The organism is Mycetocola lacteus, assembly GCF_003667575.1.
GTDB classification, from domain to species: domain Bacteria; phylum Actinomycetota; class Actinomycetes; order Actinomycetales; family Microbacteriaceae; genus Mycetocola; species Mycetocola lacteus.
Window position 1 is genome coordinate 264,988 of record NZ_RCUY01000001.1, and the last position, 26,157, is coordinate 291,144.

Annotated in this window: 28 protein-coding genes and 1 tRNA gene; 4 read left to right on the top strand and 25 right to left on the bottom strand. The window is 62.5% G+C overall.

Features of this window, described 5'->3' with window-relative positions; genetic code table 11:
- Nucleotides 1–22: 22 nt before the first annotated feature.
- The 21 genes from D9V34_RS01220 to D9V34_RS01315 all read right to left on the bottom strand — a co-directional run bounded on the left by D9V34_RS01220 (nt 23) and on the right by D9V34_RS01315 (nt 16,718).
- Nucleotides 23–523: an ester cyclase gene (locus D9V34_RS01220; RefSeq protein ID WP_121687125.1), complete on the bottom strand. Its 501-nt coding sequence runs from the start codon at nt 521–523 to the stop codon at nt 23–25.
- Between the two features lie 256 nt (nt 524–779).
- Nucleotides 780–1,601, bottom strand: coding sequence for a hypothetical protein (locus tag D9V34_RS01225; protein ID WP_121687126.1), 822 nt, complete (start codon nt 1,599–1,601; stop codon nt 780–782).
- Entirely contained in the window at nt 1,594–2,115 is a 522-nt protein-coding gene (locus D9V34_RS01230) for a hypothetical protein (RefSeq protein ID WP_121687127.1), read from the bottom strand. The genes D9V34_RS01225 and D9V34_RS01230 overlap by 8 nt, the downstream gene beginning before the upstream one ends.
- Nucleotides 2,116–2,174: 59 nt before the next feature.
- Nucleotides 2,175–2,696, bottom strand: a complete 522-nt coding sequence (locus tag D9V34_RS17415; RefSeq protein ID WP_147441580.1) for a hypothetical protein — start codon at nt 2,694–2,696, stop codon at nt 2,175–2,177.
- A gap of 432 nt (nt 2,697–3,128) precedes the next feature.
- Entirely contained in the window at nt 3,129–3,563 is a 435-nt protein-coding gene (locus D9V34_RS01240; protein WP_121687129.1) for a hypothetical protein, read from the bottom strand.
- Nucleotides 3,564–3,645: 82 nt separating this feature from the next.
- Nucleotides 3,646–4,149 (bottom strand): hypothetical protein, encoded by a 504-nt coding sequence (locus D9V34_RS01245; protein ID WP_183091791.1) that lies wholly within the window; start codon nt 4,147–4,149, stop codon nt 3,646–3,648.
- Between the two features lie 44 nt (nt 4,150–4,193).
- Nucleotides 4,194–5,189 (bottom strand): hypothetical protein, encoded by a 996-nt coding sequence (locus D9V34_RS01250; RefSeq protein ID WP_121687131.1) that lies wholly within the window; start codon nt 5,187–5,189, stop codon nt 4,194–4,196.
- 66 nt (nt 5,190–5,255) lie between these two features.
- The gene (relB, locus tag D9V34_RS01255) at nt 5,256–5,498 is read right to left on the bottom strand and encodes a type II toxin-antitoxin system RelB family antitoxin (protein WP_121687132.1); all 243 of its coding nucleotides are present in this window, start codon (nt 5,496–5,498) and stop codon (nt 5,256–5,258) included.
- A gap of 314 nt (nt 5,499–5,812) precedes the next feature.
- Nucleotides 5,813–6,376 carry a hypothetical protein gene (locus D9V34_RS01260; RefSeq protein ID WP_121687133.1) on the bottom strand — a complete coding sequence of 188 codons (564 nt, stop codon included), beginning with the start codon at nt 6,374–6,376 and terminating at the stop codon, nt 5,813–5,815.
- Nucleotides 6,355–6,867 carry a hypothetical protein gene (locus D9V34_RS01265; protein WP_121687134.1) on the bottom strand — a complete coding sequence of 171 codons (513 nt, stop codon included), beginning with the start codon at nt 6,865–6,867 and terminating at the stop codon, nt 6,355–6,357. The genes D9V34_RS01260 and D9V34_RS01265 overlap by 22 nt, the downstream gene beginning before the upstream one ends.
- A gap of 1 nt (nt 6,868) precedes the next feature.
- Nucleotides 6,869–7,642, bottom strand: a complete 774-nt coding sequence (locus D9V34_RS01270; RefSeq protein ID WP_121687135.1) for a hypothetical protein — start codon at nt 7,640–7,642, stop codon at nt 6,869–6,871.
- Nucleotides 7,643–7,715: 73 nt separating this feature from the next.
- A complete protein-coding gene (locus tag D9V34_RS01275; RefSeq protein ID WP_147441581.1) occupies nt 7,716–8,066 on the bottom strand; it encodes a hypothetical protein in 351 nt (116 codons plus the stop codon).
- Nucleotides 8,067–8,284: 218 nt separating this feature from the next.
- The gene (locus D9V34_RS01280) at nt 8,285–8,797 is read right to left on the bottom strand and encodes a hypothetical protein (RefSeq protein WP_121687137.1); all 513 of its coding nucleotides are present in this window, start codon (nt 8,795–8,797) and stop codon (nt 8,285–8,287) included.
- Nucleotide 8,798: 1 nt separating this feature from the next.
- Nucleotides 8,799–10,190: a hypothetical protein gene (locus D9V34_RS01285; protein WP_147441582.1), complete on the bottom strand. Its 1,392-nt coding sequence runs from the start codon at nt 10,188–10,190 to the stop codon at nt 8,799–8,801.
- Between the two features lie 80 nt (nt 10,191–10,270).
- On the bottom strand, nt 10,271–11,554 hold the full coding sequence (locus D9V34_RS01290) for a hypothetical protein (protein ID WP_147441583.1): 1,284 nt from the start codon (nt 11,552–11,554) through the stop codon (nt 10,271–10,273).
- Nucleotides 11,555–11,728: 174 nt separating this feature from the next.
- The gene (locus D9V34_RS01295) at nt 11,729–12,223 is read right to left on the bottom strand and encodes a hypothetical protein (RefSeq protein WP_121687140.1); all 495 of its coding nucleotides are present in this window, start codon (nt 12,221–12,223) and stop codon (nt 11,729–11,731) included.
- A gap of 858 nt (nt 12,224–13,081) precedes the next feature.
- On the bottom strand, nt 13,082–13,696 hold the full coding sequence (locus D9V34_RS01300) for an RHS repeat-associated core domain-containing protein (protein WP_220700522.1): 615 nt from the start codon (nt 13,694–13,696) through the stop codon (nt 13,082–13,084).
- Nucleotides 13,697–13,775: 79 nt separating this feature from the next.
- A complete protein-coding gene (locus tag D9V34_RS17420) occupies nt 13,776–14,201 on the bottom strand; it encodes a hypothetical protein (protein WP_147441584.1) in 426 nt (141 codons plus the stop codon).
- A gap of 495 nt (nt 14,202–14,696) precedes the next feature.
- Nucleotides 14,697–15,131 (bottom strand): hypothetical protein, encoded by a 435-nt coding sequence (locus D9V34_RS01305; protein WP_121687142.1) that lies wholly within the window; start codon nt 15,129–15,131, stop codon nt 14,697–14,699.
- A gap of 99 nt (nt 15,132–15,230) precedes the next feature.
- Nucleotides 15,231–16,133 (bottom strand): M48 family metallopeptidase, encoded by a 903-nt coding sequence (locus D9V34_RS01310; RefSeq protein ID WP_121687143.1) that lies wholly within the window; start codon nt 16,131–16,133, stop codon nt 15,231–15,233.
- Nucleotides 16,134–16,148: 15 nt separating this feature from the next.
- Nucleotides 16,149–16,718, bottom strand: a complete 570-nt coding sequence (locus D9V34_RS01315) for a LemA family protein (protein ID WP_121687144.1) — start codon at nt 16,716–16,718, stop codon at nt 16,149–16,151.
- Nucleotides 16,719–16,888: 170 nt separating this feature from the next.
- On the opposite strand from D9V34_RS01315, the gene D9V34_RS01320 reads away from it, so the two are divergent.
- Nucleotides 16,889–19,036: a hypothetical protein gene (locus D9V34_RS01320; protein ID WP_147441585.1), complete on the top strand. Its 2,148-nt coding sequence runs from the start codon at nt 16,889–16,891 to the stop codon at nt 19,034–19,036.
- 45 nt (nt 19,037–19,081) lie between these two features.
- Nucleotides 19,082–20,773, top strand: coding sequence for a bifunctional 3'-5' exonuclease/DNA polymerase (locus tag D9V34_RS01325; RefSeq protein ID WP_121687146.1), 1,692 nt, complete (start codon nt 19,082–19,084; stop codon nt 20,771–20,773).
- A gap of 171 nt (nt 20,774–20,944) precedes the next feature.
- On the opposite strand, the gene D9V34_RS01330 is transcribed toward D9V34_RS01325, so the two are convergent.
- Nucleotides 20,945–21,784 carry an alpha/beta fold hydrolase gene (locus D9V34_RS01330; RefSeq protein ID WP_183091792.1) on the bottom strand — a complete coding sequence of 280 codons (840 nt, stop codon included), beginning with the start codon at nt 21,782–21,784 and terminating at the stop codon, nt 20,945–20,947.
- A 217-nt stretch (nt 21,785–22,001) separates the two neighbouring features.
- Here D9V34_RS01330 and D9V34_RS01335 point away from each other — a divergent pair, with 217 nt between their 5' ends.
- Entirely contained in the window at nt 22,002–22,406 is a 405-nt protein-coding gene (locus D9V34_RS01335; protein WP_245991806.1) for a DUF5684 domain-containing protein, read from the top strand.
- A 114-nt stretch (nt 22,407–22,520) separates the two neighbouring features.
- Nucleotides 22,521–23,426, top strand: a complete 906-nt coding sequence (locus tag D9V34_RS01340) for a prohibitin family protein (RefSeq protein ID WP_183091793.1) — start codon at nt 22,521–22,523, stop codon at nt 23,424–23,426.
- A 48-nt stretch (nt 23,427–23,474) separates the two neighbouring features.
- Here the strand turns inward: D9V34_RS01340 and D9V34_RS01345 are convergent, their stop codons facing one another.
- The 3 genes from D9V34_RS01345 to D9V34_RS01355 all read right to left on the bottom strand — a co-directional run bounded on the left by D9V34_RS01345 (nt 23,475) and on the right by D9V34_RS01355 (nt 25,973).
- Complete coding sequence (locus tag D9V34_RS01345) at nt 23,475–24,224, bottom strand: ankyrin repeat domain-containing protein (RefSeq protein WP_121687149.1); 750 nt, start codon at nt 24,222–24,224, stop codon at nt 23,475–23,477.
- Nucleotides 24,225–24,349: 125 nt separating this feature from the next.
- Nucleotides 24,350–24,425 (bottom strand) — tRNA-Leu (locus tag D9V34_RS01350).
- Between the two features lie 87 nt (nt 24,426–24,512).
- A complete protein-coding gene (locus D9V34_RS01355) occupies nt 24,513–25,973 on the bottom strand; it encodes an NAD(P)/FAD-dependent oxidoreductase (RefSeq protein ID WP_121687150.1) in 1,461 nt (486 codons plus the stop codon).
- Nucleotides 25,974–26,157: the final 184 nt, after the last annotated feature.

The window sequence follows — 26,157 nt, forward strand, 5'->3', positions numbered from 1 at the left end:
CGACGACCCACGCGCCGTGCGGCTAGAGGCCCAGCTGAGTATTGAAGAGCGTGTTGTCCCAGAACAGGATTTCCTGGGCGATGCGTCCGTTCTCCCAGCGTGCGAACGTTGCCATCTGCAGTTCCAGCCGTTTCCCGGTGGGTTCGACCCGAGTGCCGTCGGGGAGGATCATCGGCGCGGTGAAGGTGCCCGCGGTCACTCCGACCACGGCGGTCCAGTCTCCCTGGGCGACCTTGATCGGATGCGAAAGCACCCGGGCATCCGGCATGAACGACACCATAAACTGCATGTCACCCACGTGGGCATCGAGGTCGTGCACGGCGGTGCCGTCGGGCATCACCACGTCGGGGGCGTCGGAGTGCAGGTCGCGAAAGAGCGACCAGTCGTGGGTGCTGTAGGCGTCGAAGTCCATCCGGTCAAACAGCTCGGTGTTTTTCGCCGCGAGTTCCTTTTCCGCACGCAGCTCGGCCAGCTCTGCTTCGAGTGCGGCGATGCGGGCGGTGGCGGTTTCCAGGTCTGTCATGGTTCCCCTCTCCTTCTGTCGTCCCGAAGCGTCTCGGGACGACGATCTGGGTTCAGCCTACGTCCGGATCACGTCCGCAATTATTAAATTCGGATAACAACTCGGAATTAGTGCGAGGGTTAGGAATACAGCCCAAAATAGTCCCGGTCGGTAGCCTCGCGCGCGAAGGCGGGATCAAAACCGGGTGCGTCCTCATCGACGATGAAGGCCAGGGCACAGTAAATAGGCCGACGAGTCCGCCGCGACTGGAAGATCATCACGAATCCCCCGCCGCCGTCGGGTTCGGGCCGCCGCCCGCGAGCATCCGGGCACGTGCGGCCCGGGCGATGATCGCCGGCAACTCGGGATCGTGCCAGGTCGGGTCCGAATCAATAATCCGCCCCAGCGTTTCCCGCGTGGATTCGACCTCACCCTCCAGCGCCTGCCTTAGGGCAGAGTGTACCCCGGTGACCGCCGAGGCGATGCGGATCAATGATCCAGCCCACACGTCCTGGTTCAGTTTTTTACGGGCCTTGAGGTGGCGGCGGCGAGCGCGAAACCCCCGCGGAGCAAAGTACCACCGCACACCGGGATAGCGCTTCAAGCTCTCCGCCTCGACCGCGGCCACCGCATCCTCGATGGCGAGGGTTCCGTCCCGGTAGGCCTCAACGATCTCACCGAGGAATCGAGTCTCGTTTCTGACTTCCGGTGTTCCACCCGCAAGCCCGGTCATCAGCACCGAGGACTCCACGCACGCGTCCAGCCAGGCCTGTCCGGCCGGGCTTACGGGTAGGAGCCGGGGACGAAAATCCGAGTCGAAAATCATACTGATGAGCGCGTCAGTATCCGCCGCCGGCGCCGGGATGAGACGGTCCATCAGTCCATCGCTACGATGCCAGGTGCCCACATCAAACATCAGGTCTCCGGGGGAATCCAGCCACAGGATATCGACCACCAGACCATCATCCCGAGGTGTCTTTCCAATAAAGCTGTGCGAGAGGAGTCGTCCGGTCGCGATCACCGTACCGTGCCAGTCGTCCACGGTTCCCCAGACGATCCCGCCCTCAATGAGGGTGTCCCAAGCCCTGGGCTCAGCCATGTGGGAACTCCGTTCTGCCCTCGGCGAGGAAGGCGGTGATGTTGGATTTCAGGGCGCGGGAGTTCTCGCGAGTGCCCGAGTTCCGGAGCATCCCGTTCCACTCGGGCAGGCTGTCCAGCGCCTGGGCCAGCTCCCCCAGGCTGGAACGCATATGACGGTGCCGGGACCACTGCCGCAGCGCCTGCCGCAGAACGATGCGAAACAGTGCTGCATCGCTCACCAGGTCGGATTCACCCCGGGCCGAGACCTCATTCATGATGCGTGGGAGTCGTTCCCCCAGCTGGCCCAGATCGGCCGCATCCACCCACTCGAGTTCCCGCATTCGGCGCACCTCCCCCGGCGTAATCCGGCCCGAACGCACCTCGATTTCCAGCCGCAGGCCGCACGGGGCAAGGACAAGCGTGGTGCTACTTGGCTTCGACCGGAACACCACCCGAGCCACGGTGTCCACCAGAATCTGAATCAGCGCAATCAGCATGCCGAATACAAACTGGATCAGGCCAAGGAGAAACATGGCCTAGCCTCCCGTTTGATCGTCGGTGCGCATACTTCGGACATCGTCTCCCGGGGTGATCATGCCGGGGTGCCGATTTCCGAATCCAGATAGCGCACAATGCTCGTCCTGAGCGCTCGCGCGTTTGGACGGGTGTCGGTGTCGTGCGCGATGGTCTGCCACAGGGGAAGGACTCCGAGCTCTTCGGCGACTCCGGTGAGCGAGGACCGCATCTCGCGATGCCGACCCCACTGTCCGAGAGCGTTGCGCAGCACCAGGCGAAACATCGCCTGGTCCGATGCGACAGCGCGACTTCCCGAGATTTCTTGCACGGAGATGAACTCCGGTGCCCGTTTGCGAAGGCGATCGATGTCCCGTGGCGCAACCCACCCCATGTCCCGACACCGCGCGAATTCGCCGGCGGAAATGCGTCTTGACCGCAGGGCAAGCTCGAGACCCAGCCCGGTGGGCACGGGCTCGAATGATGACGCTCGTCTTCCACGGATCCCGAACAGGAGATCCATCAGGGACCCGGTGATGTACGCGACCGCTTCGCGAATGGTGTGGAAAACTGACAGGACGAAAAAACCTGCAAATGGCATATCTGACCTACCCCATCACCAAGATGCGCCCGAGCCGGCCCGAAAAGAGATCGACAATTCGACGGATGTCCCACTCGTCCCACCAGACGTCCTCAACGAGGTCCAACCGCTGGGCCAGACCTGGGAGCATCGCGGAAACTCCTGGCTCGTAGGGAGTGACAGGCCACCCGTTCGAGGGATCATCGGTATCCAAAATGGGCGACATACGGGGAGGGTTCACAATCTCGTGGGGATAAGAATCATCCGGGTGGGAACAGAATAGCGTGGACGGGCACCCCGGCGGTTTCGGCGACCTCTTCCTCAATTCTCCTGCCGGGGTGACGGCATGGTGAAGGCAGAGAGCCGGGAGATGATTGATGGCTCCGCGCATTGGGACCATTTTCTTCGGCGGTCGGCATCATGTGGTGATCGTTCGACGACCGCTCTCACGATTCACGGGGTGAGACGAACCCCGAACCGATCCACCATGAGCCGCCAGGCCTCGGCATCACTCAGGTCAAAAATATCGGCGGCTTCGCGGGTACTCGCACTGCGGGTGCGCACCCGGCGGCCCCGCCATCCACGACGGCCGGTCGGCACGCTTCCGATCAGGGCAAGGTCCACAAATCGGCGAACGTCCACACGCCTGTCACTCACGGTAAAGATCACCCGCTCGACCACCTGTTCACGGCTGCCCGGAGCCGGCACAATCTCCAGGTTGATCACATGGCCGGCCGCGTCCAGGCAGAAATCCACCTCGTCCCACCAGGTGTCCTCGTAGAGGTCGATCAGCGCGGCCGGAGCGGAAACCACCATGGGGAGGCCGCTCTCATAGGCGATCAGGGGCCACTCGATCGCAGGATCGTCGGTGTCCAGAATGAGCGACATTTGGGAGGGCTCGCAATCTCTCGGGGTAATGACCAGTCTGATGGGATCAGGGAAACGTGGGACGGGGCGGGAACATCCCGGATTAGGGGTTGCCCGCCGGAGCGAGCCACTCCTGAATCTTGACCTTCAGTTCAGGTGCGATCTCTTCCTCCCCGCTCCCTCGCTCGATCACGTTCCAGACCGGTATCTGCCCGAGCGCCACGGCGGTATCGGTGAGCCAGCCGCGCGCACCCCCGGCGATGTCCCACGTGTGCAGCGCGCTTTCCAGCGCGATCTTGAACACCCGATAGCGCTGCGCATCCTCGGTGTCGGAGGAACCGGGTACGGCATCGAGCTCCCCTGCGATCTCGGCGGCCTGATCCTCGGTAATCCACCCCAGGACGACGGCCTGCTGAATGCCCACCTTGTCGAGGCGGTAGGTCCGCGCGAAGAAGGCAAATTCCGCGGGCGTTGGCATGATGCGATGATCGTCTGCCGGTCGCGGTGCAGGCTTGTCTCGTGGTTTGCGGATCAACGGCCCACACAGACCAACGAGCGCGAAAATCGAGAGAATCAGGATTCCCAACACTGGGTAATCGATGGTCATGGGTCAACGGTCTTTCGGCTAGATGTGTGCGGGATACGGGCGAGCTAAATCCGGCTCAAGCCCTCAGCAAATTCGAGAAGCGCAAGACGCGCGTTCGCCTGCTGTAACGGAATATCGCCGTCGCCATCGTGCCAGAAACCATCGGGCTCTTCGCTACTCCACTCGGGAACCTCCTCGTACACGCAGATCGGTGAGCCGTGCCGTTCCAGATAGTCTGCGTCCGAGGACAACAGCATCTCCACGCAGGACCACGGCAACTGGAACTCCCCCCAGTGCTCGTCGATGTAGCGCAGAATCGAGCCGACAACCAGCGCCCGCGTTTTGTCACGCTCGCCCGATTCGGGCCGGTTGGTGCGCACCCAGTCCTCGAACTCGGTGCGTTCGCTGCCCCACATCTCGACCAGTGCAAACATTGCTGGGTCGCCATCGATCAGGCCGCCGCCGTAGAGGTCGCCCGCGAGATCCAGCGCATCCTGGCGTGAGACCACGCCGACCTCCCACGCGTAGGCCAACACCGGTGCGGTAATCTCCGAGAGTTGGAGGGTGTCCCCAATGGCGTCCCTCAGCAGGATGATCGAGCGCCGCGGGTAGCGTTTGGTGATCGCCGAGGCTTCGGGATTTCGCCCACCGAGTTCCCCCGACTCCGCATCGATCCAACCGCGGATCTCCCGGAATGCAGACTCAACCGAACTCGCGGTGACCCGCCGTAGCCCGGTCCAGGCATCGCTCTCCACCGCGAGCAGCACGCCGCCGCGTGAATCAAGCGCCCGAATCCTCTGGATCGATCCGCGCGGCATCCTGCGCACCCGGAACGAGCCCACCACGATCAGCGAGCGCCGGGTCAGGTAGAGCCCGTTGAACACCAGCACGAGGAGGCAGCAGAGCGTCACCACACCGGCGATTCCCCAGCGCACCACCGGGTTGTGCCCGGCCAGAATCCCCACAATGGCGAGCACAAGATCCACGCCGAACACCACGATGGGGAATTTCAGCACCCGGTGGGTGCCCCGAACGCGCCCGGTCATCCGATATTCGGTCATGGTTTTCCTCCTCCGCCTCGAAGCGGCGAGGACGATGCAAAACCTAAGAATAGTGGGTGTTATGCACTAGTCAAGACCGTTTGTTAATCCGTCCTCCATGACCGCGTTTAGCGGGCGAGTGCGCGCTTCACCACGACGGATTTGCTCGGCCTCACTACGCAGCGTGTACGCATACTCCAAAGTAGCCAGTTGCTCGACCACCGCTTCACGAACATAAAACGCCACGGGCCGGCCGGTGGACGCGGCGAGCGCATCCAAGCGGGCTTTGATTTCAGCGGGAAGACGCACACTGAGAACGTCTGTAGACATGTATACATTGTCTCACAGCGCGTTCTCTTTGGGCAGAGCAGATCCTCGTTCCCTAATATCCCCACCAGGATTTCATGTTCCGCGCTCACTCGCTTTCGGGAGGTCCACCATCCGGATCATTTCGATTGTCCCAATCCTTCGACTGACTCGAACGCACCATCCAGACAATGAGGAGACCTACGAGCCCAATTATCGCCGTTGTCATTACGATATCGAGTGCCGCATCACTAATCCTTACCTGGTCAAACCAGGGCTGGTCGGTGAGGTGTGGATTCATCGTCGCTCTCTCCCAGGCGTTCGTTCCAATGAACAAATTATGTACCGTGCTCTCTCACCCAGGTCCGAAGCTTATGGCGCAGCACCGTGGAATTATCTCGATCGCCGGTGTCCCGCGTGATATCTGCCCACTCCTCGGAAATCCCCAGCTGAGTGGCGAAGCTAGAAAGCAGGTTCCGCATGCCACGAACGCGCTTCCAGTTCGCCAGAGAACGACGCACGATGATCCGCATCAGCGCAAACGCGTCGCGATCAGATTCGTCCAGATCTGCTCGTTCGATGGTTTTGGACCGCAGCGTTGAGGCTTCCTCTGCGGTCATCCACCCACGCTCCGCGGCCATTTCCAGTCCACGCGCACCAATCTTTCCCCGCGCATGCACTCGCTTGATCTCGGATGTGGTGGGGATGAGTCGTTCAGGATTCCACGGAATGAACGGACGCAGCGGTCGCGGCGCATCGTCCACGGTGTCCCAGCCCATTTTGCGTATGATGAGGTTCGTCAGAAGGGACAATGGGGCACGCACAAAAACCACAAATACGATGGTGAACAGCGTCCCCGCGGTCAGCGGAAAGCGATTCGCTAGCTCCCAGAACTGCTCCACGTGTTCTCACCACCCCGTTCATGGCGAATCCGCTCGTCCCCGATCAACGAGGCCAGGGCGCGCTCCACCTCGGCGCGTTTGCGGGTCCGAAACGCCAGCGAGGGCAGGTGTCGCTGCCGATCACGGTTTCCCTCCACGGAAGCCGGGCTCAGAGCCAGCACCGGCATCGAATAAAACGGTACGGAATCGAATACACCCTCGAGGAGGGCGGTACGCAGGGGCACACAGGAGAACCATTCAATCGCCGCAAGATCGTACCTCCGGGTGCGCCAAAACTGGCGAACCACGAGGACCGACCCATCGGAATAGAGCCCCATCAGAGCGAACCGGATGATGACCGCAGCCAGCAGCACGATCAAGACACCTCGAAAAGCCAGTGCGGCGAGGGTTGCATCCGCAACGAATCCGGAGGCGATGCCCAGCAGGAGCAGCCCGGGAATCGGCACCGCCCACAGCAGCGTCCAGGCGTTGGTGTGTCTGACTTTTCTCATATCAGGATTCACCATAGTGGGCGCGCGCCCGCCGCATGGCTCGCCGAACCGCGGATCTGCGGACCGCGAGCGCGGTACCGATCTCTCGGTGTGCCCGCCCGATCGACCGGGTCACCGCCTCGGCCACCCCAAACCTTGCCGAGATCTCACCGAGCGCGTCGGGGTCGTCATCGGCGGCGGCCCGCAGAGCCAGCACCAACAGTTCGCGGCTCAGCGTTCCATCCACCCGCACCGAGACGTGTCGCGCATCCCGCGAGGCCTGAACCCAGAAGAAACGCTCATCCCGGACGATCAACAGGTACTCGGTAGGGTCATCGGGAAGCGTCATCGCCAGCACCAGCACATCGCCCGCGTACTGAACCTGGCCGGCGCGCCAGGACGAGCCCGAGTCACCCGTGGGATCCTCGCCGCTAACAACCGCCCGGATGTGCTCGGCGTCAAAGATGTGTTCCTCGGCAGAGATCAACAGCTCAACCGAGACGTTTATACCGTGAAGTGTGGCCTCGATCGGATAGACACCGCGCAGTTCCACCGCGCCATCACCCCGGGAAATGTCCTCGATGGTCAGCCAGCCGGCGGCGATCCCATACGGATCGGCGACGGTCACCGATTCAGCCCCGTGTACCCGCAGCCTCAGCCGCCGCCACCCCTGGCGGTCGGAGAAATACACAATCGGCGCGATACCGCGAACGTCGCGTGCGAGCGTTCCCTGCAGGTCGGCAATGGCGATGATCGGATCGCCCAGATGATCGATGTCGGTGTGTATCCATTTCATGAGCTACTCCCTGCGTGTGGCGTGACGACGTGAAAGATTCCTCTCGGCGAGAGTGCTCGACGGTACTGCGATCTCACCGCCTGCGCCGCAGACCGGTCCGACCATTTTCCGGGTCCGGGACGAAACCGATACCGGTGAGGCTGGCAATTCCGATCATGATTCCACGCGCATGCCGACGATAAAACACACAACTCGGATACTCGGTGAAATTCCCCAATTTGTCCTCAACTGCCATGCACCGAAACTGCCGATCGAATGGCCAGAAATACCCCAGCAGTGTGCCCATGTCGATGTATTCAACGTGTCTGAGCGAGCGAATGCTAACAAGCGGAATACGGCGGATTCGCACCCAGGACACGAAGATCAGATCGTATTTGGAAACATAAATGCCCGCGGTGAGCGCGGTGGTGAGTGCGATCAGCATGAGAAACAGAGAAGGCACCCACAGGAGACACATCACCCGCGGCATTCCCTCTGGGGCTAGCCAGGCCCCCACCGGGATGATGCTCGTCACACAGACAACGCCCGCGGCTGCGGCACGGGTATACCCCGACGACCCTCGTATCCGTTTCACAGCACTCATGATAGCGATCGCGCGTGCCCACTCGTTGCGGGTTCTGCCCGGCCACTGGTGTCGGCGGCTCAGGTCGTGGTGGGCGATTGTTGGGCAAGCCAGCTCTCGATGTGGTGACGCAGCTCGGAGGCATCCACCGAGGATTCCGGCTCTCGGCTAATGAGCCGCCACGTGGGTTCCTGATTGAGCAGGTGGGCCGTTTCTTCTAGCCAGACGGCCGCCGCCGGGGCGAGATCGTCGGTACGCAGGGTACTTTTCAGGGCAACTTTGAACACCCGGAACCGCTGGATCGAAACCGAACCCGGTTTGGCGGGAGCGGCCAGGATCCTTGCGGCAATCGACTCGGCTTCCGCCTCGCTCACCCACCCCAGCCGGCGTGCCTCATCGAGGCCGCCGGCGTCGAGGTTGTAGAGCAGAGCCAGTTCGTAGAGTTCTTCGGGCGTCGGGGCGATTCGATCATCGTTTTCGGAGCGGAGGCGTCGTTTGCGGCGTGCGACCCGGATCATCGGGATCAGCCCGACCAACACCACCACAACCAGGGCGGAGATCAGACCACCCACCGCGTTAATCACGTCGATCATGCTATTTCTCCCACGGCCCCTCGAGCCAGCGCACGTCGTACTGATAGGCACCCAGATCGGCGCGGGGTCCCTCACAGTTGCGCAGTACCCGATCCGCGGCCGCGAGGGCAGATTCGGTGTCGGTGCTCAGCGTGAAATCGGCGGGCACGATAGCCAGGGAATACTCGGCTCGGGAATTCAACATCAGGCGCAGGGCGAGGAGGCCCGGTTGTGTCCGCCGACGACGAAGTCGTTGCTGATCGGTCCCGGTTCCGCGGACCATGCTCACAATCCGATCGGGATCGGTGATCACCTTCTCCGGTGTCCCCTCGCCCGGGGTGCCCGGCACCACCTCGTGGTGGTTGGGGATCAGCGCAATCCGCAACCCAAATGTCTCAAGACACCGGTTCAGCGATTCCAAAGCTGGCTCCTCGCGCAACAGCGTGCGCACCCGCCAGCTCGATTGCTCGGTGGCGGCAGCCTCCCCCGCCCAGATCGCGATCCCGGCCGCCAGCGATCCGGTGTGCACGGTCATCGGCACCGGTGATTTCGGCACCGGGAGGAACGTTCGAGAAAGCCGAAGATGCGGGAAGAACACGGCCAGCGGAAGTTCATACTGGGTGTTCTCCCATGCCCCGCCGTAGACATCAAACCGATACCCAAGCAGGGCACCCGTACCACGCTCGGGAATCCAGTCGACCGTTTGCTCCCGCAGTAGGGTCTGTTCCTGAGCCAGGAACTTTTCCCGGTCGATGTTCCCAAATTTCCGGGCGAGCGAGGAACGCTTCCGCGGCGATCGAATGACCCAGCGCGTGCTGGGATGCTCGGATAGCCGCGTATCGGAGCGAATCAGCGGTCCCGCCACCAGGGCGAATTCCGGGGCCACGTTGCCGCCCACTCGGCCGATATCCACGCGCGTCTCACGGGTGAGTCCCAGACGTTCTCGCAGTGTCAGTGCCAGGTGCAGCGCATTGGCACCCCGAGCGCCCAGCGCTGCCGAATGGATGACCCGTTCACCGTCATCAAGCACCAGGGTGACCCAGCAAAACAGGTCCCACATTCTGAACGCGCGATAGGGCCTGGCCGCCCGGGACAGATACACGTCGGTGATGCGCTCGCGCGGGATGCGTCGAAACCGGAACGGACCAATCAGTACCAGCGTGTGCGGCCCCAGATACGCGCCGGTTCCCAGCAGCACGACCAGGAGTAGGACCAGCACGGCGGCAAGCAACATTCCCCCCGGCTCCCAGCGGTCCGGTATCTGCCAGAAAATAATCGCCGCGATCGCAAACACCACCACCGGAATCCATCCCCACCGGGCGGCGTCTCCGCCGTGGCGCAGCCGAGTGGTGCCCCACTGCGGCGCGCTCCGAGGAACCCGATTCGGGCTCGCGGTCCGGGTGGCTTCGTGCATGTCATGTCCAATGGATTCGGGGATAACGGTGATCGTATCGGGTATCGGGACGGCGGACGAGGCAACTCGCCCGTCCGGTTTTACCAGATGGATCTGACGGTTTCGATTCGCACCAGGGCGCAGACGATCCGCAGCGGAAGGTCGGGTCCCGAGCCGAGAGCCCGCAGGCGCACCCCGGAGGACGAAATCCCGAGAGGCACAATCACGAGGCTCACGCCCACGTCCCCGCTCAGCGCGGAGAACAGTGCCAAAAGCCCCAGATTCTCGGGCCGGGTCCGGCGCAGCCGCCGACTGAGTAACGTCCACCACCCGTACTCTCGCGCCAGTTTTTTCAGGGTGAGCATCGTCTCGCGGGTGAGATAGTTCTCGTCCAGGAGGGTGACGTCTTCGCGGCCCAGGTGTAGGGATCCGTCCGGCAGCATGCGCGTAGACCGGGTCAACGCGAGGGCAAGTCCTCGTTCCTGGAGCACTCCGGACACCCGCCGAATCGACGGCTCCCGGAAGAGAAGCATGCGCGCGGAGACCCGGTGCCTGATGCGCAGCAGTCCGAGGCTTTGATAGAGCGCCAGCACGCTACCTCGATGTGGCAGAACCCCGGCGGCAACCGTCTCCATCCGTGGCAGCAAGGCCGGCTCCACCCCGAGTCCGCGCTCATCTGCCCGGCGCCGCCTCGTGAGTTCGGTCCAGGTGCGATGGTTCGGATCAAACTCGGTGACGATTTCCCGAGCCAGGGCATCGGCACGTGTGTCGCTCAGGTCGGTAAACTTCTCGCCGAGCTCCTCATCCGGGTTCAGCTGACGGACGGTTAGCGAGTCCCGTTCGGGGCTCACCCGGTTCCAGCTCGCGCCCGGATTTCCGACGGTCAGGACCGCTCGAACCGGGCTTCCATAACGAGACTCGCCACCGTAGCGCATCGAGACCCGGAGCGGATCGGCCTCGGATCGCCACAGGTTCGTGCACACCAGCGCCACCCGAGCCACCGCACGCTGACTGGCCCGAGGGCGCACATCGAAACGAACATTTCGCCGACCGGGTCCGCAGTCGAGCACAATCCGGTCGATCCACCACGAGCCGTGAACTATCCAGGTCACATTCGTCCTGAGTACCAAGATCTCCGTCACCTCGGCGGTCCGAACCGCGCGTACCACGGGCAGATTCACCACCACGATGTGGTGGCGACCTACATAGGTGCCTGCGGTCAAGATATACAGCAGGCCGCAGGACACGAACACAACCACACCGATCTCGACGGCGCGCGAGAATTGAGAGGTCAGAATACCCCCGGCCCCGCACCCCGCAAAGAACAGAAACAACGTCACCAGGTCACCGCGCGCGGCGGCACCGGTTCCGGCCAGCTTTCGCACCTGCGTCACTCTCAGGAAACACGCTTCCGGCATCGTACTCACAGGCTAAACATAGCGGGTTTTATTCATTCGTCGCGGGCAACGTCGACACGAGCACCCGTTCGCCGAGCCACGCCAGAAAATCCGTCCGAAGCCGGTCAAGACCCAGTGCCGCTGGACGATGCAGCCCCACCCTCACCGAACGCGACGGTGCCGTGCTCGGCGCTCACCATCCGCCACCGTGGGCGAGCCAGGTCGACTGGGGAATCCACCGAGACTCTGCAAAATTTCGGGGCCGCGAACTCGCCGGAAAACCGGTGAGTTGAATCTCCGCGTCCGCCCGTTAGTGTCAACAATCACCAGCGTTCGCGGAAAAAACCCGAGCACCCATTCATCCGTGGAGATAAACAGCAGCGGCTCGTAGCTCTTATGGCTAATCTCTGCAATCGACTCCTTGCTCAGGCGAGTAACGCGAAAGATACCCACCACCAGGATTTCTGTCGCCGAAACGTAGAGCCCCGTAAAGATAATGATCGCCAGGCACCAGACCCCCGTTCCCATCAGCAGGATGAGCCCCCACAGCGGCGGGACGTTCCCGGTGGAAATCGGCATCAACGAGGCGAGCGGGATAATCCCCACACAGATTGCCATCACCCGCGAAAAGGTGGCGGAGTGCGCGACTCGACGCATGGGATTCTCCTCAATTCTCTAAAGTGACCTTTGATGATCCCACACTGCGCGGATGAACGTATAGATCCACGCCAGAAGCACAAAAAGCGATGACCCGGAGAAAAATCTCCGGGTCATCGCCGTACCATACAGCCGCGTGTTTAGAACTGCACGCCCACCTTCTGAAGGCGGGCAATCCGATCGTTGATCGGCAGGCTCGACCGAAAGCGCGTAGACACGCTGTCGCCCCTGAACGGGTTGGAAATCCAAGGTGCACCATCAAGGGTATTACCGCTGAATCGAACGTCCATAAACGTCGAGCTTGACCAACGAACTAGCCAAGAGATCGAGACTTTACCAGTTAGGTACGTAATCCGTTTTCTAATCATCAGAGCCAGAACTTCGATGTTTTGTTCGCCATTTCTTGGATATCCACAACCAAAATTTTCCAAATTTGACGGGCTTTCGCGATATTAACGTGGGCCACCCGATCTCTCTCCGCAAGTGCTCGATTAGAGCATCATTTGGTTCTATCCATTCGACGTTCCAGTCTTCAATATAGGAAAAGAAATCTGATTCTCGATCCAGATACATATCTCCAGGAACATCCGCATGGGGAGAGGGATGAACTACTAATGTGTAGTGTCCGCGAATCGTCTCAGGGTAGGCGTAGACATACCGTCCAGAATAGGGGCCCCTGCGTATTAGGCCATACCGTCCTTGCTCCCCCCAAAACGCTGAATTCTGATAGCTAAATTGAGAATTTGTCAACGACGCCACCTTGGCTTAACGATATTGATGTGGAAGCTATCGTAGTCTGGTCGTCCTTTAACACTGGTTCCCTTAATCCCGACAGTGATGTTCACGCTTACGACGTAACTACCTTTGGCCATCGGAGACCTGTAGCCAACCCTTCCATTTGGATCCAACGCGCACCATTTTCGCCTTAGTAGCCACAGCAGCTCGTTGCCAGGATTTTGTGACGATTCGGCCTGCGATCGCAGTTGTTAATCGGCTTGCACTCGCTTCTGTCACCAGTACAGTTTTTGACACTGCTTGGACGAATGTGTTGGCAGTCTGAACTAGTTTTCCTACCTTAGTGGCATTAAAAGCCTTAACCGCAATTGCCGCTCCGCGCGCTAAAAGCGCGACTTTTCCAAGTACGCCGACCATTTGGAAACCGGGAACAAACATCGCGACCGTAGAAACGACACCCAACGTATCCCAAATCGACTGTTCACCAGTCAAGTCAAACTTATTAATCGGATCATTCGGATACACATAATCGTTATCCGCACCACCCTCGACCGGGTCCACCGAGAGGAATCGACCCAGCGCCGGGACGTACTGACGTGCGCCCATCTCCACGGTCTCGATCGAGCTCGCGTGCTTGGTCAGCTTCTGGTTTCTTCCCACCCAGCCATAGTCCGCGTTACCAGGCAGGTTATCCGGCAGCGCGGCAGCTGCGGCAATCGTGCCCGGAACACCGGTCACCGTGGATGCCACCAGACGAACGGCGTCATGTCCGAAGTTGGAAAGTTACCAAACCACGCGCAAGCGTGATCTCACAAGGCTATGGTTGCCCATCCGATGATTCTTTCGAAATAATTTCACCAAAAAATCCTCCCGTACGATCTCGCACCCTCCATGGTCTGACCGATTGGAGTGAGACCAGACTTGATCCGCCCACGATTCGAGAAGCATAGCCAGGTGAGAAAAAGAAAAGAACGCTACATACACCAACCTGCCCCAGGTCTTTGATGACGCTCCACGCCTCGGCGATGATGTCATCAGATATTGCATAATCGTAGCTGTTCCAATGAAAACGCCAACTTGCATAAATTGCCAGGTGATCCCGCATCGACAACACTTCTATCCAGAATTCAGAATTATTAGCCGCACGCAGCAAGATTCGGTCCTCTGCACGCTCTATTTTGACCGTTTCACCCCATGAGATTTCGGCCAACCGAGTGATTCGCTCAAGGCCTTCATCTGACATAATTCCTCCTCCCATCAAACTCATTATTGGGCGATTATTTATTTTGGGAGTCGATGTTATGTTGCGACCTCTTACAAGATGAAAATGCCCAGCATTCCTTCGGTGGGTCAACTGCGGAATCTGGATTCTGAAGGAACGGTAGTACTGCCCATACTTATCTGCGGCTGTGGTAGACCATCCTATTCTCGGACGCTTGTTGATATTCAGGAGGCCTGCTCTCGTCCCCATCGCGGAGTTTCCAAATAGTTTACTGTCAACGCCAAACAGCCACGTCGATTCGAGGCGAGTACCCTCGAGCCTAAGCGCTACGCCCCCAACACCTGCTAGCAGCCCTCCCATTGATTGCAGGGGCTCAGGCACAAAAATGGCGATGCCCCAGAGAAAAACTCAGAGCCATCGCCGCAATCCGTCACACGCCGCACGGAACCGATTCGGTCAACGCAGAGCGAAACGTCCAATCATAAGGCCGATAAGTGCCCCGACTCGGCAGGTTCCCTATCCCCGCTCAATCTGCTCCAACACCTCCGACGCACGTCGGGAAAAGAACACCGGCGCAGTAAATGTTTGCCGCCGCCCCGACCGGTGAATCACCGTGAGCGTGCGCGGCCAGGACCGAGGCATTCTCCCCGGGTAGGTACGCACCATGTCCGGGTCATAACGCGAGGTGGAAATCTCGGACAGCTCCGCACGGGCCAGCCGGGTTACACGCACCAGTCCCACGACCAGGAGGTGTGTGGCAGATACATACACTCCGGTAAACAGGAGGATCGCCATCACCCAGAGCGCAAGCACACCGACTATCACCCAGACAATCGCGTTCAGCGCGGCCCCTGCAACAGCCTGAAGCCAGAAAAACAGGAGCGCCGGCATCGCCGCCAGCACGAGTGCGAGCACCCGCGAAAAACCGGCCGAGTGCCGTACGCGTTTCATGCAGTCATCCTTGCATAGATGCGCAGCTGCATAGTTGCACAGCTCCACAACGAGCGATGTCCCCGAGCTTGTGCTCGGGGACATCGCCGGAGAAGAGGATTAGAACTCCCCACCCATCTTCTGCAGACGGGCGATCCGATCGGGGATCGGCGGGTGGGTGCTGAAGAGCTTGGCGGCACCGCCGGACTTGAGCGGGTTGGAAATCCACAGGTGCGCCATCGAGGAGTTCTGACGCTGCATCGGACGGCCGTAGGCGTCGAGCTTGGCCAGCGCGCTGGCCAAGGCGTCGGGATGCCGGGTGGTCATCGCACCGGTGGCGTCGGCCAGGTACTCGCGCTGACGCGAGACGCTCAGCTGAATCAGGCTCGCCAGCAGCGGGGCGATCAGCATGGCGACCAGGCCGATGATCATGACCACCGGGTTGTTGCCGCCGCCGTTGTTGTTATTGTCGTTGCGGCCACCACTCAGGCCACCCCAGAACGCCATCCGCATGAAGATGTCGGAGATGAATCCGATCACCACCACCAGGGCGAACACGATCATCGACACTCGAATGTCGTAGTTGCGCACGTGACCCAGCTCATGGGCCATGACGCCCTCCAGCTCGGCATCGGTCATGATCTCTAGCAGCCCGGTGGTTGCGGCCACCGAGGCGTGCTGTGGATCACGGCCGGTCGCAAACGCGTTGGGGGCCGGGTCGTCGATCAGATACACATCCGGCATGGGCGTACCCGTGGTGATCGCCAGGTTCTCCACGATCCGATACAGCCGCGGCTCATCGGCCAGGGTGATCTGTCGACCACCGCTGATCGTGAGGGCCTGGCGCGAACCCATGAAGTACTGGAAGATCGCAAACACGGCCCCGCCCACCAGTATCCCGATGGTGATGGAAGGACTGTTGTTCAGATACCCGACCAGCCATCCCAGCGCGCCGATGATCAAGATAAACAGGATCATGATGATGACCGTGTTGATCTTGTTTTCGCGTATAGCTCGATACATGTATTGCGGGGAAAACTAGAACTGAATGCGCGGCGGCTCGGCGATGGCCGCGGCGTCGGCAACCTCGAAGAACTCACGCTCGGTGAAGCCCAGGTTGCGCGCAAACATGTTGTTCGGGAACACCTGAATCTTGGTGTTGAGCTCGCGCACACCGCCGTTGTAGAAGCGGCGCGAAGCCTGCACCTTATTCTCGGTGTCTACCAGCTCACCCTGGAGCTGGAGGAAGTTCTGGTTGGCCTGCAGCTGCGGATACGCCTCGGCCACTGCAAACACGGACTTCAGTGCCGACTGCAGGTGGTTCTCGGCGGCGGAGGCCTCGGCCGGCCCCTGAGCACTCAGGGTCTCCGAACGAGCACGGGTGACCGCCTCAAACACACTCTTCTCGTGCGCGGCATAACCCTTAACGGTCTCAATCAGGTTCGGAATCAGGTCCGCACGGCGCTTGAGCTGCACGGTGATGTCGCTCCAGGCCTCGTCAACACGGACCTTGAGTGCCACCAGCGAGTTGTAGGTTGCCCAGAGGTAGATGCCGATCACGACGATAAGCGCGACCACGATCAGGACGGGAATAAGCCAAGATGGCACGGTGGGACCTTCCAAAGTTTGAATGATATTCGTACTGAATATCCAGTGTACGCGTCCGGGTCATTTTCGGCGCCCACTCGTCACCACCCGGCACTCAATTCGCAGGAATGTGTGGGTGGATGTCGGAAATCTTTGACAAAGCCCGCATTTGCGCATGGAATAGAGACACCGTGCATTCCGTTCCGAGGAAGTTCCCCGTCCCGGTTGCTGCTGTGCTCTGCCTGGCCGCGATCGCGTTGAGCGTGCTCGTGAGCGCCCAGATTCCCGCGTCTGCCGAGCCCTCACAGCCCGCCTCGGGTTCGTCGACGAGTGCCCCTTCAAGCCCCGATCCCTCCGTTCGGCCCACCATTTCGGCACCCGCCGCCGGCGATGTGATCGGCCGCGCGAGCACCACGGTCCGAGGAACGGCGGCTCCCGGAGCCTCGCTGACGGTCCTGGCCGACGGAAAATCGGTCTGCACCACCAATGCCGGCACCGACGGAACCTACACCTGTCAGTTGACGGGCCTCACCACCTCCCCGTCGGTGACCCTGGTCACCCGCGACAATGGTGCAAGCTCGGGGGCTCCCGATTCGGCCTCGGTGGTATTTGCCGTGGTCACCCCACCCACCATTTCCAGCGATTCGGGTTCGGCCAAGGTCGGCTTGGTTCAGGGCACCGGATATCCGGGAGCCACGGTCAAACTCACGGTCACTGGTGTCGGTGCCTGGGACGTGCAGGTGGCCCAGTCTGGACGCTGGGCACAGTCGCTGCCGCTCCAACTGCACGGCACCTATTCGATGAGCGCAACCCAGCGCACCTCCTTTAGCGGAGCAACGTCATCGGATCCCAGCCCCACGGTCTCGCTCGTGGTGGACACCACCCCACCGCCCGCTCCCACGATCACCTCACCCGCGGCGGGCAGCGCGCTCACCTCCCGCACCACGTTTGCCGGAGGCGGAGAGTCCGGCGCGACGGTGACCGTGTATGCCGTTCCCGATGCCGGCGGCGACGCGGTGCTGTGTTCGGCCCCCGTGACCGCCAGCCACTGGAGCTGCGTGGCCGAGGTCCCCGCCAGCGGACCGGCAACCCTGATCGCCTATCAAACCGATGCCTCGGGGAACCCCGGAGACACCAGCACCCCGATTCGAATCGTCTTTGGTGCAAACCCCGGTGGCACCATTCCCCCGCCTCCGACAGCACCGGGAACCGGTCAGGATCCAGGCCGGGGCCAGGGCACCACTCCAGAGCCCGGTCATTCGGCGACTCCGCCGGCGACCCCTACCCCGAGCGATCCCCCCGGTTCCGCCGCTCCCTCACTGCCACCCAGCGGCGGCGGCGAGGCGGGCCCGGCAACCCCGGTGCGTCCCTGGGACTGGGACGCCCGCTCGGCATTCACCCACGCGGTAGCACCGGTTCTCGGGCCCACGGCCGCCTCCGGATGGATCGGCGCGTTCCTCCTGGCCCTTGCGGTGATCGCGCTGGTTCTGATCCCCGCCCGCTTCCTCGCCGGGGGCTTCCGCTCCCGCGGACCGCTCCGGTTCACCGGGCGAAACCGGGAACGCCCGGAACCCGAGGATCCCGACGGGGCGCTCTCGGTGCGTCATCCCATCCTCGCCGGTGCCGTCCTGGTTCTGCTGCTGGGACTCGTGGTGGTATTTGCGATGCCTCTGCGCCAGGACGCCGCCCAGCTGCGCCTGTTTGGTGCCGCGGTGATCGCGCTGATCTTTGTGAATACGGCCGCCTCGATCCTGCCGGTCCTGCTGAGCACCCGGCGATTTGGCGGTACCGCGACGGTGACCGTTGCCCCACGCTACCTGGGCGCGGCAATCGCCGCCTCGGTGGTGTCGCGGATGCTCGGCATGGAACCCGCACTGGTATTTGGCATCGCATTCGCGGTGACCCTGGTTCCCGAGGCTGCCCGTGCCCAGCGCGCGGGGGCCGCGGCGCTGCGTGTATTCAGCGTGTTTGGGTTGGGGATTGCCGGGTGGATCGCGTCCAGCCTGCTCGGCTCCCCCACCGGTATCGCCGGGTCCTTCCTCGCCGAGGTTGCCAATGTCACGGCGATGGCGGGTATCGGGTCGGCGGCCATCCTCCTGATTCCCCTCGGACAGACCAGCGGCCGCGCGATCCTGGCCCTGGGACCCTGGCGCTGGCTTGCCTCGGCCCTGCCCGTCTACACCACGCTGTTCGCGCTGCTGTGGCCGGCGTTTGGCCACCTGCACTCCCCCGATATCATCCCGGCAGCGCTCATACTGGGGCTGCTCTTTGGCGGGATCGGACTCGGTGCCTACCTGTGGCGAACCTCGCTACGCTCACTCTTTATCTCCTCACGCTAGGCCCGCCTGGGCCCCGAGGTCGGTGGCTCGGTCCACAATAGAGGTATGCCCCTCGTTCTCACCGGTTCCCCACACGGCCTCACCGTGCTCCACGAGGTGGACGAGGCAGGCACCGTGCTGTCCGAACCGGTCGAACTGCGCGGAACCGAGAACATCCTCCGAGCTATCAGCGAGGCCGAGGCGGCCCATCCACGCTGGGTCTGGTCGGGCACCAACGACTGGTATCCGTGGCTGTTGGAGCACAACCTGCGCATCGAACGCTGTGTGGATCTGCGCCTGGGACACGCGCTGCTCCGCCTCACCTCGGCTCTCCCCGCGGGTGAGTACCCGAGCGCGCCGGACAGCCCCTGGACGCATGAGCCCTTCCCCAGCGGCGCACCGGTAGAGCAGGGGCTGACTCTGTTTGACGAGGTGGACCGGGCAGACACCGTGGACGCCAACGAGGTTCTGGCCGAGTTTGCCCGTCAGCGCGCGGCCGTCTCCCGAGCCGTCGAACGGGATCAGATCGCCGGGGGAAAGCTGCGTCTGCTGCTCGCCGCCGAGTCCTCGGGAGCGCTGGTCGCCGCCGAGATTCACCACTTCGGACTGCCGTGGAGCCGGGAGGAACACGATCGGATTCTGACCGAGGCGCTGGGTGATCGGCCGCGCTTTGGTGGTCGGCCCGCAAAGCTGGCCGCCCTCGCCGACACCATCCGGGAGCTCCTTGACGCCCCCGATCTCAATCCCGATTCCCCACCCGAACTGCTGCGGGCCCTCGCCCGGGCGGGTATTTCGGTGCCCAGCACGAGCAAGTGGGTGCTGCGGGAGATTAAGCATCCGGTGGTGGAACCGCTGCTGCGCTATAAGTCCCTTTCCCGGCTGCTCAGCGCCAACGGCTGGGTGTGGCTCGACACCTGGGTTCCCGAGGACCGCTATCGCCCCGAATATGTGGTGGCCGGCACCGCGACCGGCCGCTGGGCCACCAACGGTGGCGGGGCGATGCAGCTGCCCGCGCAGATTCGCGCGGCGGTTCGAGCCGATCCCGGACACCTGCTCGTGGTGGCCGATGCGGCGCAGCTGGAACCCCGGATCATCGCCGGGATGTCTCGTGACACCGCAATGGCGTCGGCGGGCGCCGGCAAGGATCTCTATCAGGGCCTCGCCGACGCGGGCGTGGTTCCCGGACGGGCCGAGGCGAAGCTCGCGATGCTCGGAGCGCTCTACGGTGCCACCAGCGGCGAGAGCGGTGCCCTGATGCCCCGGCTCAAGCGCGCGTTCCCGCAGGCCATCGCCGCCGTGGAAAACGCCGCCCGCGAGGGTGAGCGGGGCCGCTCGGTGAACACCTGGCTGGGCCGTGGTGCCCCGCTGCCGGATGCCGGTTGGTTTGAGTTCCAGCGTGCTTCGGGCCAGGTCGATGCGACCGATGCGATGCGCCGCCGCGCGGGCACCATGGCCCGGGACTGGGGTCGCTTCAGCCGCAACTTCATCGCCCAGGGTACGGCCGCCGAATGGGCCCTGTGCTGGATGGCGGGGCTGCGTCAGCGGCTGGCCGTGCTCGGGACCCCGGGCGATCGTCCCCACCTCGTGTACTTCCTCCACGATGAGGTGGTGGTGCACGCTCCGGCAGAGGCCGCGGACGAGACCGCCACGGCCATTCGCGAGGCTGCCGCCGAAGCCGGAAGGCTCCTCTTCGGGACGTTCCCGATCGATTTCCCGCTGAGCGTCGCGATCGTTGAGCGCTATTCCGAAGCCAAATAACACAGCACCGGCCGGGCAGCGAAGCCCGGCCGGTGTGGACGTGGACGGCCCGCGATCGGGAATGCCCGATCGGAGCCTAGTGGTGATGCCCGAAGCGCTTGCACCCTCCGAACATGCCCCCACGCTACGGAGCGCGTCTGAACCCCACCTATGCCGTGGCTGAACAATGCGTTAACGCACCCTCATGCCCGCCTGGGAGCGCACAAAGTCCGGAACCTCGCGGCGCACCTCGGCTGAGGGAACGGTGCTGGTGTGATCGGCGTGAGGAAGCGCGATCAGCCGTGCGTCGGGCAGAGCCGCCGCCAGGGCACGAGCGGGCCCAATCGGAACCGTTCGATCCCGCTCTCCGTGCACAATCAGTGTGGGCATCGTGATCTGGGCCGGATCGGGTGCCACAAACTCCGCCGCATATCGGGTGTCGCTCTCGGTCCCGCGAATCCGCGGCGCATAGGGAAAGCTGGAGGCGGTGATGGTGCGCACCACCGCGCGCGCATCCCACCCCTCGGCATCGGGTCCGGGAATCCCCCGGGCCAGGATCCGCTGGATCGGCTTTGTAGTCGCCGCCCGCGCGATACCGCGTCGGGTCAGGAGGAACCGAGCGCCCGGCGGCATCGAAATGTCCTGGGCGGCCACCAGAGCCTCGATGAGCACCAGCGCACTGACACGGTCGGGCAGATTGGCGGCGGCCCAGAGCGCGGCCATACCGCCCCCGGAGATTCCGGCTACCGCGGCCGTGTGCAGGTTGAGCGCATCCATCACCGGTCCCAGGAGGAGACCCTGGCGGCGTGGACCCGGCGCCAGCTCCAACGGTGTGCGCAGATAGCCGGGACGAGAGATTGCGATCACGCGCACCCCGGCGTCGGTTCCGATGGTCTCGGCGAGAGACAAACCCTGATCAAAACCGCCCGGTGTTCCGTGCAGGACGATCAGCGGAACCCCGCTCCCGCGCTCGGCGTATTCCACCGGGCCGGCCGAGGTTTCCAGGATGCGTGAGGACTGTGACGCCGACATGATTCTTCTTTTCCGGCGTCGATCCGTGGCGCCACTCAGGAAGAGCATATCCCCGTTATCCGGAACAGGCTGAGTGTGATCTGTGACTTACCTATGGAAGACCGGTGGAGGTTAGACCCACACTTTGTGGCCGTGCCTCTCGCGAGATTACCCATACACGCACTATCGTTATCCTCGCCGCTCATTCGGGGCGGCACGAATCGTTGAAAGGTTTTGTGTGTTCTCTCACCTCTCGCTCCTCCCCGCGGAAATCAACACCGACGTGCAGGACGGTCTGAACCAGATCACCACCACGACCGGTACCGGCGGATTCATCTTCTACGTCATCTCGGTCATCGGTCTGTGGGCCGTGTTTAGCAAGGCTGGACGCCCGGGTATCCTGGCGATCATCCCGATCGTCAACGTCATCATCACCCTGCGCATCGTTGGTCGCAGCGGATGGCTGGTGCTGCTGTACCTCATCCCGATCGTCAACATCGTGATGGCCATCATCGTGGCCTTCGATCTGGGCCGGAAGTTCGGTAAGGGCGGGGCGTTCTCGTTCTTCCTGCTGTTCCTGTTCCCGTTCATCGGCTACCTGATCCTCGGTTTCGGCCAGGCACGTTACACCCAGAACGCCTAAGCTCCATTTGCGTGAGGCCGGGGCCGAATGGTCCCGGCCTCACGTCGTGTGTACCCTTCCTTCGTTCCTGATCGGTCGCAGTTCCGACCGCTAATCAACCCAGAAAGTCACCCGATGTTTGTTGTTGCCCTGCTCTTTTTGGTGGTGGCTATCGTGGCCGCCATCGTCTTATTTGCCACCCCGAATCGTCGGTCCCTCGCTCTGGGAGTGACCGGAATCGCCGGTGTCCTGGGCGTGGGCATGCTATTTTTCACATCGTTTTATACCAACGATGAGGGGCAGGCCAAGGTCATCCGTTCCTTCACCGGAGAGGTGCAGGGGCAGGTCACCGAGGCTGGTGCCGGGTTCCATGCCCCTTGGCAGGACACCATCTCCTACGACATTCGCAATCAGCAGGTGGTTTTTGCCGGCACCGAGAACGATGAGGTGGACCTGCAGGGCTCCCAGGTGACGGTACAGGACCGCGAGGGCGTCTCGGCGAATATCGACATCAGCGTGCGTTATTCGATTAAGCCCGATGCCGTAAGCGCAGTTTATAAGCAGTACGGCAGCCAGGAGAACTTCATCTCCAAGTTCATCGTCAACGATATCCGGGCCGGCGTACGCACCGTCCCCACCGCCTATGGCACCCTGGACCTGCTGAACTCCCGTGCCAAGGTTGAGAAGGAAATCACCGACTATCTGGAGCAGCGCTGGACGTCCAAGGGTGTGCTGGTGGACTCGGTCTCACTGCAGGAGATTCGCTACCCCGAGGACGTGCAGAAGCGCTTTGCCGATGCCCAAAACGCCCGCACCGAGGTCGAAAAGGCCAAGGCGGAGCTGGAGGCAACCGAAGTGTCGGCCAAGCAGAAGATCGTGCAGGCCGAGGCCGAGTCGGAGGCGAACCGCAAACTCGCCGAATCGCTGACCGACCCGGTGCTCAAGCAGCGCTACCTGGACACCCTCAAGGAGCTCGGTAAGGGTGGCAACCTGGTGGTAGTCCCCGACGGGTTCAACGGTCTGGTGAACGTCAGCAAATAGTGTGCTCGCACCGAAAATCCCCCGCACCAACCGGTGCGGGGGATTTTGCTAGCGGTGTCCGCCGGCGTCCCTAATCAGCGCCGCGAGGTTTTGTGACCCTCGGTCTTCGGCATTTTTGAGCGGCGTATTGCCCTTTGAATCGCGCAGGTTCACGTCCGCTCCACCGGCGATCAACAGCTTCACGCTTTCCTGGTGGTCGGGCCCGTCGGCGCCCAGCAGGACCGCTTCCTGAAGCGCCGTCCAGCCGAGCTTATTGATGTGGTCGGGATCCACCCCGGCATCCAGAAGCAGCCGGATGGTCTCGACGTGGCCGTGCTCGCCCGCGGGAATCAGCGCGGTGCCGCCGTAGCGGTTGGTGCTAGCCAGGTCGGCACCGTTTGCCAGGGTGAGCGTGAGGATCTCGTTAAATCCCTCGGCACCGGCGTACAGGTAGGCGCTGTCCTGGATCCCGTCCTTCGTATTCACATCGGCCCCGGCCTCGATCAGGGCGCGCGCGGCGGCGATCCGGTTGGCCTTGGTCGCTGCGATCAGCGGTGTTTGATCACTGCCGTTTCGCGCCTCAATATCAGCCCCGGCGGCAATCAGCCGGGTGACCTCGGCCGCATCGTCCCGAGCCACCGCGTCAAACAGGGCCGCGGTGGCCTCGGTCTCCGCAGCGGATTGTGTGTGCGCGGGGGTGGTGGAACCACTCGAGGCGGGCGCCGCGGACCTGGCGACACAGCCGGTCAAGATCAGCGCCGCGGCCAGACCGACTCCCAGGGCAGGCGCAACTCGGATGATACGACGTGCTCGTGACATGTTCGCGATCCTTTCCTCAGGGCGATGGTCAGATCTTCGGACCCTCACCCTTATTCATATCAACCGCGATTGTTAAATCACCGGGTAGCACAATGGGCCCGGGATCATCATGATCCCGGGCCCTTTGGTACCCCCAGTCGGACTCGAACCGACACTGGAGCGATTTTAAGTCGCCTGTCTCTGCCATTGGACTATGGGGGCGTGAGTGCTCAACAGTGTAGGGCACTCAACTCGGTGGACGCATTCAGGGGATCCGATCCGTGGATCGAACCCCCTGAATGACGGCAGCTACTTGGCGGCCGGTGCCTCGGCCTTGTCGGCCTTCTTCTCGGCCTTGGCAGCCTCAGCCTTGGCAGGCTTCTCGGCCTTCGCGGGCTTCTCAGCCTTGGGGGCCTCGGCCTTCGGCGCCTCCGGAGCTGCCTCTACCGGCGGCTTCGGGCGAGAAGCGAACTCCTCGAACGCGCGACGCGGGGTCAGCGTGGCCGACAGGCCAACGATGTCGCGACCCAGCCACACGTTGTGCCACCAGCCCCAGATGACGCGCCACTTGCGCTCCCAGGTCGGCATGGCCAGACCGTGGTATCCGCGGTGAGCACCCCAGGCGAGGAAGCCCTTCATCGAGAACTTGCCCGACTGGAACACGCCGATGCCGATACCGAGACCGGCAACCGCACCCATGTTCTTGTGGAAGTAGTCCTTGGGCTTCTCGCCACGCAGGACGGCAACCAGGTTCTTGGCCAGCAGACGGCCCTGACGCACGGCGTGCTGAGCGTTGGGCACGCACATGCCACCCACGCCGCCACCGGACAGGTCGGGAACGGCGGTGACGTCACCGGCACCCCAGGCACCCTCAACCGGAGCATCCTCGGTACCGAGACGCAGGTCGGGACGGGTGACCAGACGGCCACGAGCCTCGATCTCCAGGTCGGTGTTGCGGACGATCTGCGGGGTCGCCATGACACCGGCGGTCCAGATGATCAGGTCCGACTCGAACTTGGTGCCGTCCGAGAGCTCAACGTTGCCGTCGACACAGGAGGAGAACTGGGTCTCCAGGAAGACCTTGGCACCACGCTCGGCGAGGTTCTTCAGCACCCAGTGGCTGGTCTCCAGCGACACCTCGGGCATGATCCGCGGGGCGGCCTCAACCAGGTTGAAGTGCACGTCATCGAAGGTCAGCTCGGTGTACTGCGACAGCAGGTCCGAGGCGAAGCTGCGCAGCTCGGCGAAGACCTCGATACCGGCGAATCCACCACCAACGACGGTGACGGTCAGCAGGCGGTCGCGCTCCGGACCGGCCGGCATCTGCGAGGCCAGGTCGAAGTTGTGCAGCATGCGGTCGCGGATCGCGACGGCTTCCTCGATGGTCTTGAGGCCGATCGCCTCATCCGCCACACCCGGAATCGGGAAGGTGCGCGAAACGGCACCGGCGGTGATCACGATCTGGTCGTACTCGAAGTCGTACGCCTCGCCGACGGGCGGCTGGATGGTCGCCTTCTTCTCGGCGTGGTTGATGTAGGTGACCTTCGCGGTAACGATGTGGGTCTTCTTCAGGTGACGACGGTGAGCGACAACCGCGTGACGCGGGTCAATCGAACCGGACGCAACCTCGGGGAGGAACGGCTGGTAGGTCATGTAGGGCAGCGGGTCGACCATGGTGACCTCTGCTTCCCCGGCCCGAAGGTGCTTTTCCAGCTTCCACGCGGTATAAAAACCCGCGTAGCCGCCGCCGACGATCAGAATTTTAGGCACTGTGAGATTTCTCCTGTAGCGAGGGGTGTTTGCAAATCGAGGCGTTCCGACACGGGAGCGTCCGAGGGGCTTGCGGCAGCAGCACTGGCACCAAGCAGATTCAACGATAGCACTGCCCCGGCGTTAACCCCGCGTTCACGCGGTAAACGGGCGGATGTGCAGTCGGTGAAACACTAATGTGCGG

Excerpts from the sequence above, each read along its gene's own strand:
- D9V34_RS01220 (WP_121687125.1), bottom strand. The coding sequence starts at position 523 with ATGACAGACCTGGAAACCGCCACCGCCCGCATCGCCGCACTCGAAGCA.
- D9V34_RS01225 (WP_121687126.1), bottom strand. The coding sequence starts at position 1,601 with ATGGCTGAGCCCAGGGCTTGGGACACCCTCATTGAGGGCGGGATCGTC.
- D9V34_RS01230 (WP_121687127.1), bottom strand. The coding sequence starts at position 2,115 with ATGTTTCTCCTTGGCCTGATCCAGTTTGTATTCGGCATGCTGATTGCG.
- D9V34_RS17415 (WP_147441580.1), bottom strand. The coding sequence starts at position 2,696 with ATGCCATTTGCAGGTTTTTTCGTCCTGTCAGTTTTCCACACCATTCGC.
- D9V34_RS01240 (WP_121687129.1), bottom strand. The coding sequence starts at position 3,563 with ATGTCGCTCATTCTGGACACCGACGATCCTGCGATCGAGTGGCCCCTG.
- D9V34_RS01245 (WP_183091791.1), bottom strand. The coding sequence starts at position 4,149 with ATGACCATCGATTACCCAGTGTTGGGAATCCTGATTCTCTCGATTTTC.
- D9V34_RS01250 (WP_121687131.1), bottom strand. The coding sequence starts at position 5,189 with ATGACCGAATATCGGATGACCGGGCGCGTTCGGGGCACCCACCGGGTG.
- relB (WP_121687132.1), bottom strand. The coding sequence starts at position 5,498 with ATGTCTACAGACGTTCTCAGTGTGCGTCTTCCCGCTGAAATCAAAGCC.
- D9V34_RS01265 (WP_121687134.1), bottom strand. The coding sequence starts at position 6,867 with ATGAGAAAAGTCAGACACACCAACGCCTGGACGCTGCTGTGGGCGGTG.
- D9V34_RS01270 (WP_121687135.1), bottom strand. The coding sequence starts at position 7,642 with ATGAAATGGATACACACCGACATCGATCATCTGGGCGATCCGATCATC.
- D9V34_RS01275 (WP_147441581.1), bottom strand. The coding sequence starts at position 8,066 with ATGCTGATCGCACTCACCACCGCGCTCACCGCGGGCATTTATGTTTCC.
- D9V34_RS01280 (WP_121687137.1), bottom strand. The coding sequence starts at position 8,797 with ATGATCGACGTGATTAACGCGGTGGGTGGTCTGATCTCCGCCCTGGTT.
- D9V34_RS01285 (WP_147441582.1), bottom strand. The coding sequence starts at position 10,190 with ATGCACGAAGCCACCCGGACCGCGAGCCCGAATCGGGTTCCTCGGAGC.
- D9V34_RS01295 (WP_121687140.1), bottom strand. The coding sequence starts at position 12,223 with ATGCGTCGAGTCGCGCACTCCGCCACCTTTTCGCGGGTGATGGCAATC.
- D9V34_RS17420 (WP_147441584.1), bottom strand. The coding sequence starts at position 14,201 with ATGTCAGATGAAGGCCTTGAGCGAATCACTCGGTTGGCCGAAATCTCA.
- D9V34_RS01305 (WP_121687142.1), bottom strand. The coding sequence starts at position 15,131 with ATGAAACGCGTACGGCACTCGGCCGGTTTTTCGCGGGTGCTCGCACTC.
- D9V34_RS01310 (WP_121687143.1), bottom strand. The coding sequence starts at position 16,133 with ATGTATCGAGCTATACGCGAAAACAAGATCAACACGGTCATCATCATG.
- D9V34_RS01325 (WP_121687146.1), top strand. The coding sequence starts at position 19,082 with ATGCCCCTCGTTCTCACCGGTTCCCCACACGGCCTCACCGTGCTCCAC.
- D9V34_RS01330 (WP_183091792.1), bottom strand. The coding sequence starts at position 21,784 with ATGTCGGCGTCACAGTCCTCACGCATCCTGGAAACCTCGGCCGGCCCG.
- D9V34_RS01340 (WP_183091793.1), top strand. The coding sequence starts at position 22,521 with ATGTTTGTTGTTGCCCTGCTCTTTTTGGTGGTGGCTATCGTGGCCGCC.
- D9V34_RS01345 (WP_121687149.1), bottom strand. The coding sequence starts at position 24,224 with ATGTCACGAGCACGTCGTATCATCCGAGTTGCGCCTGCCCTGGGAGTC.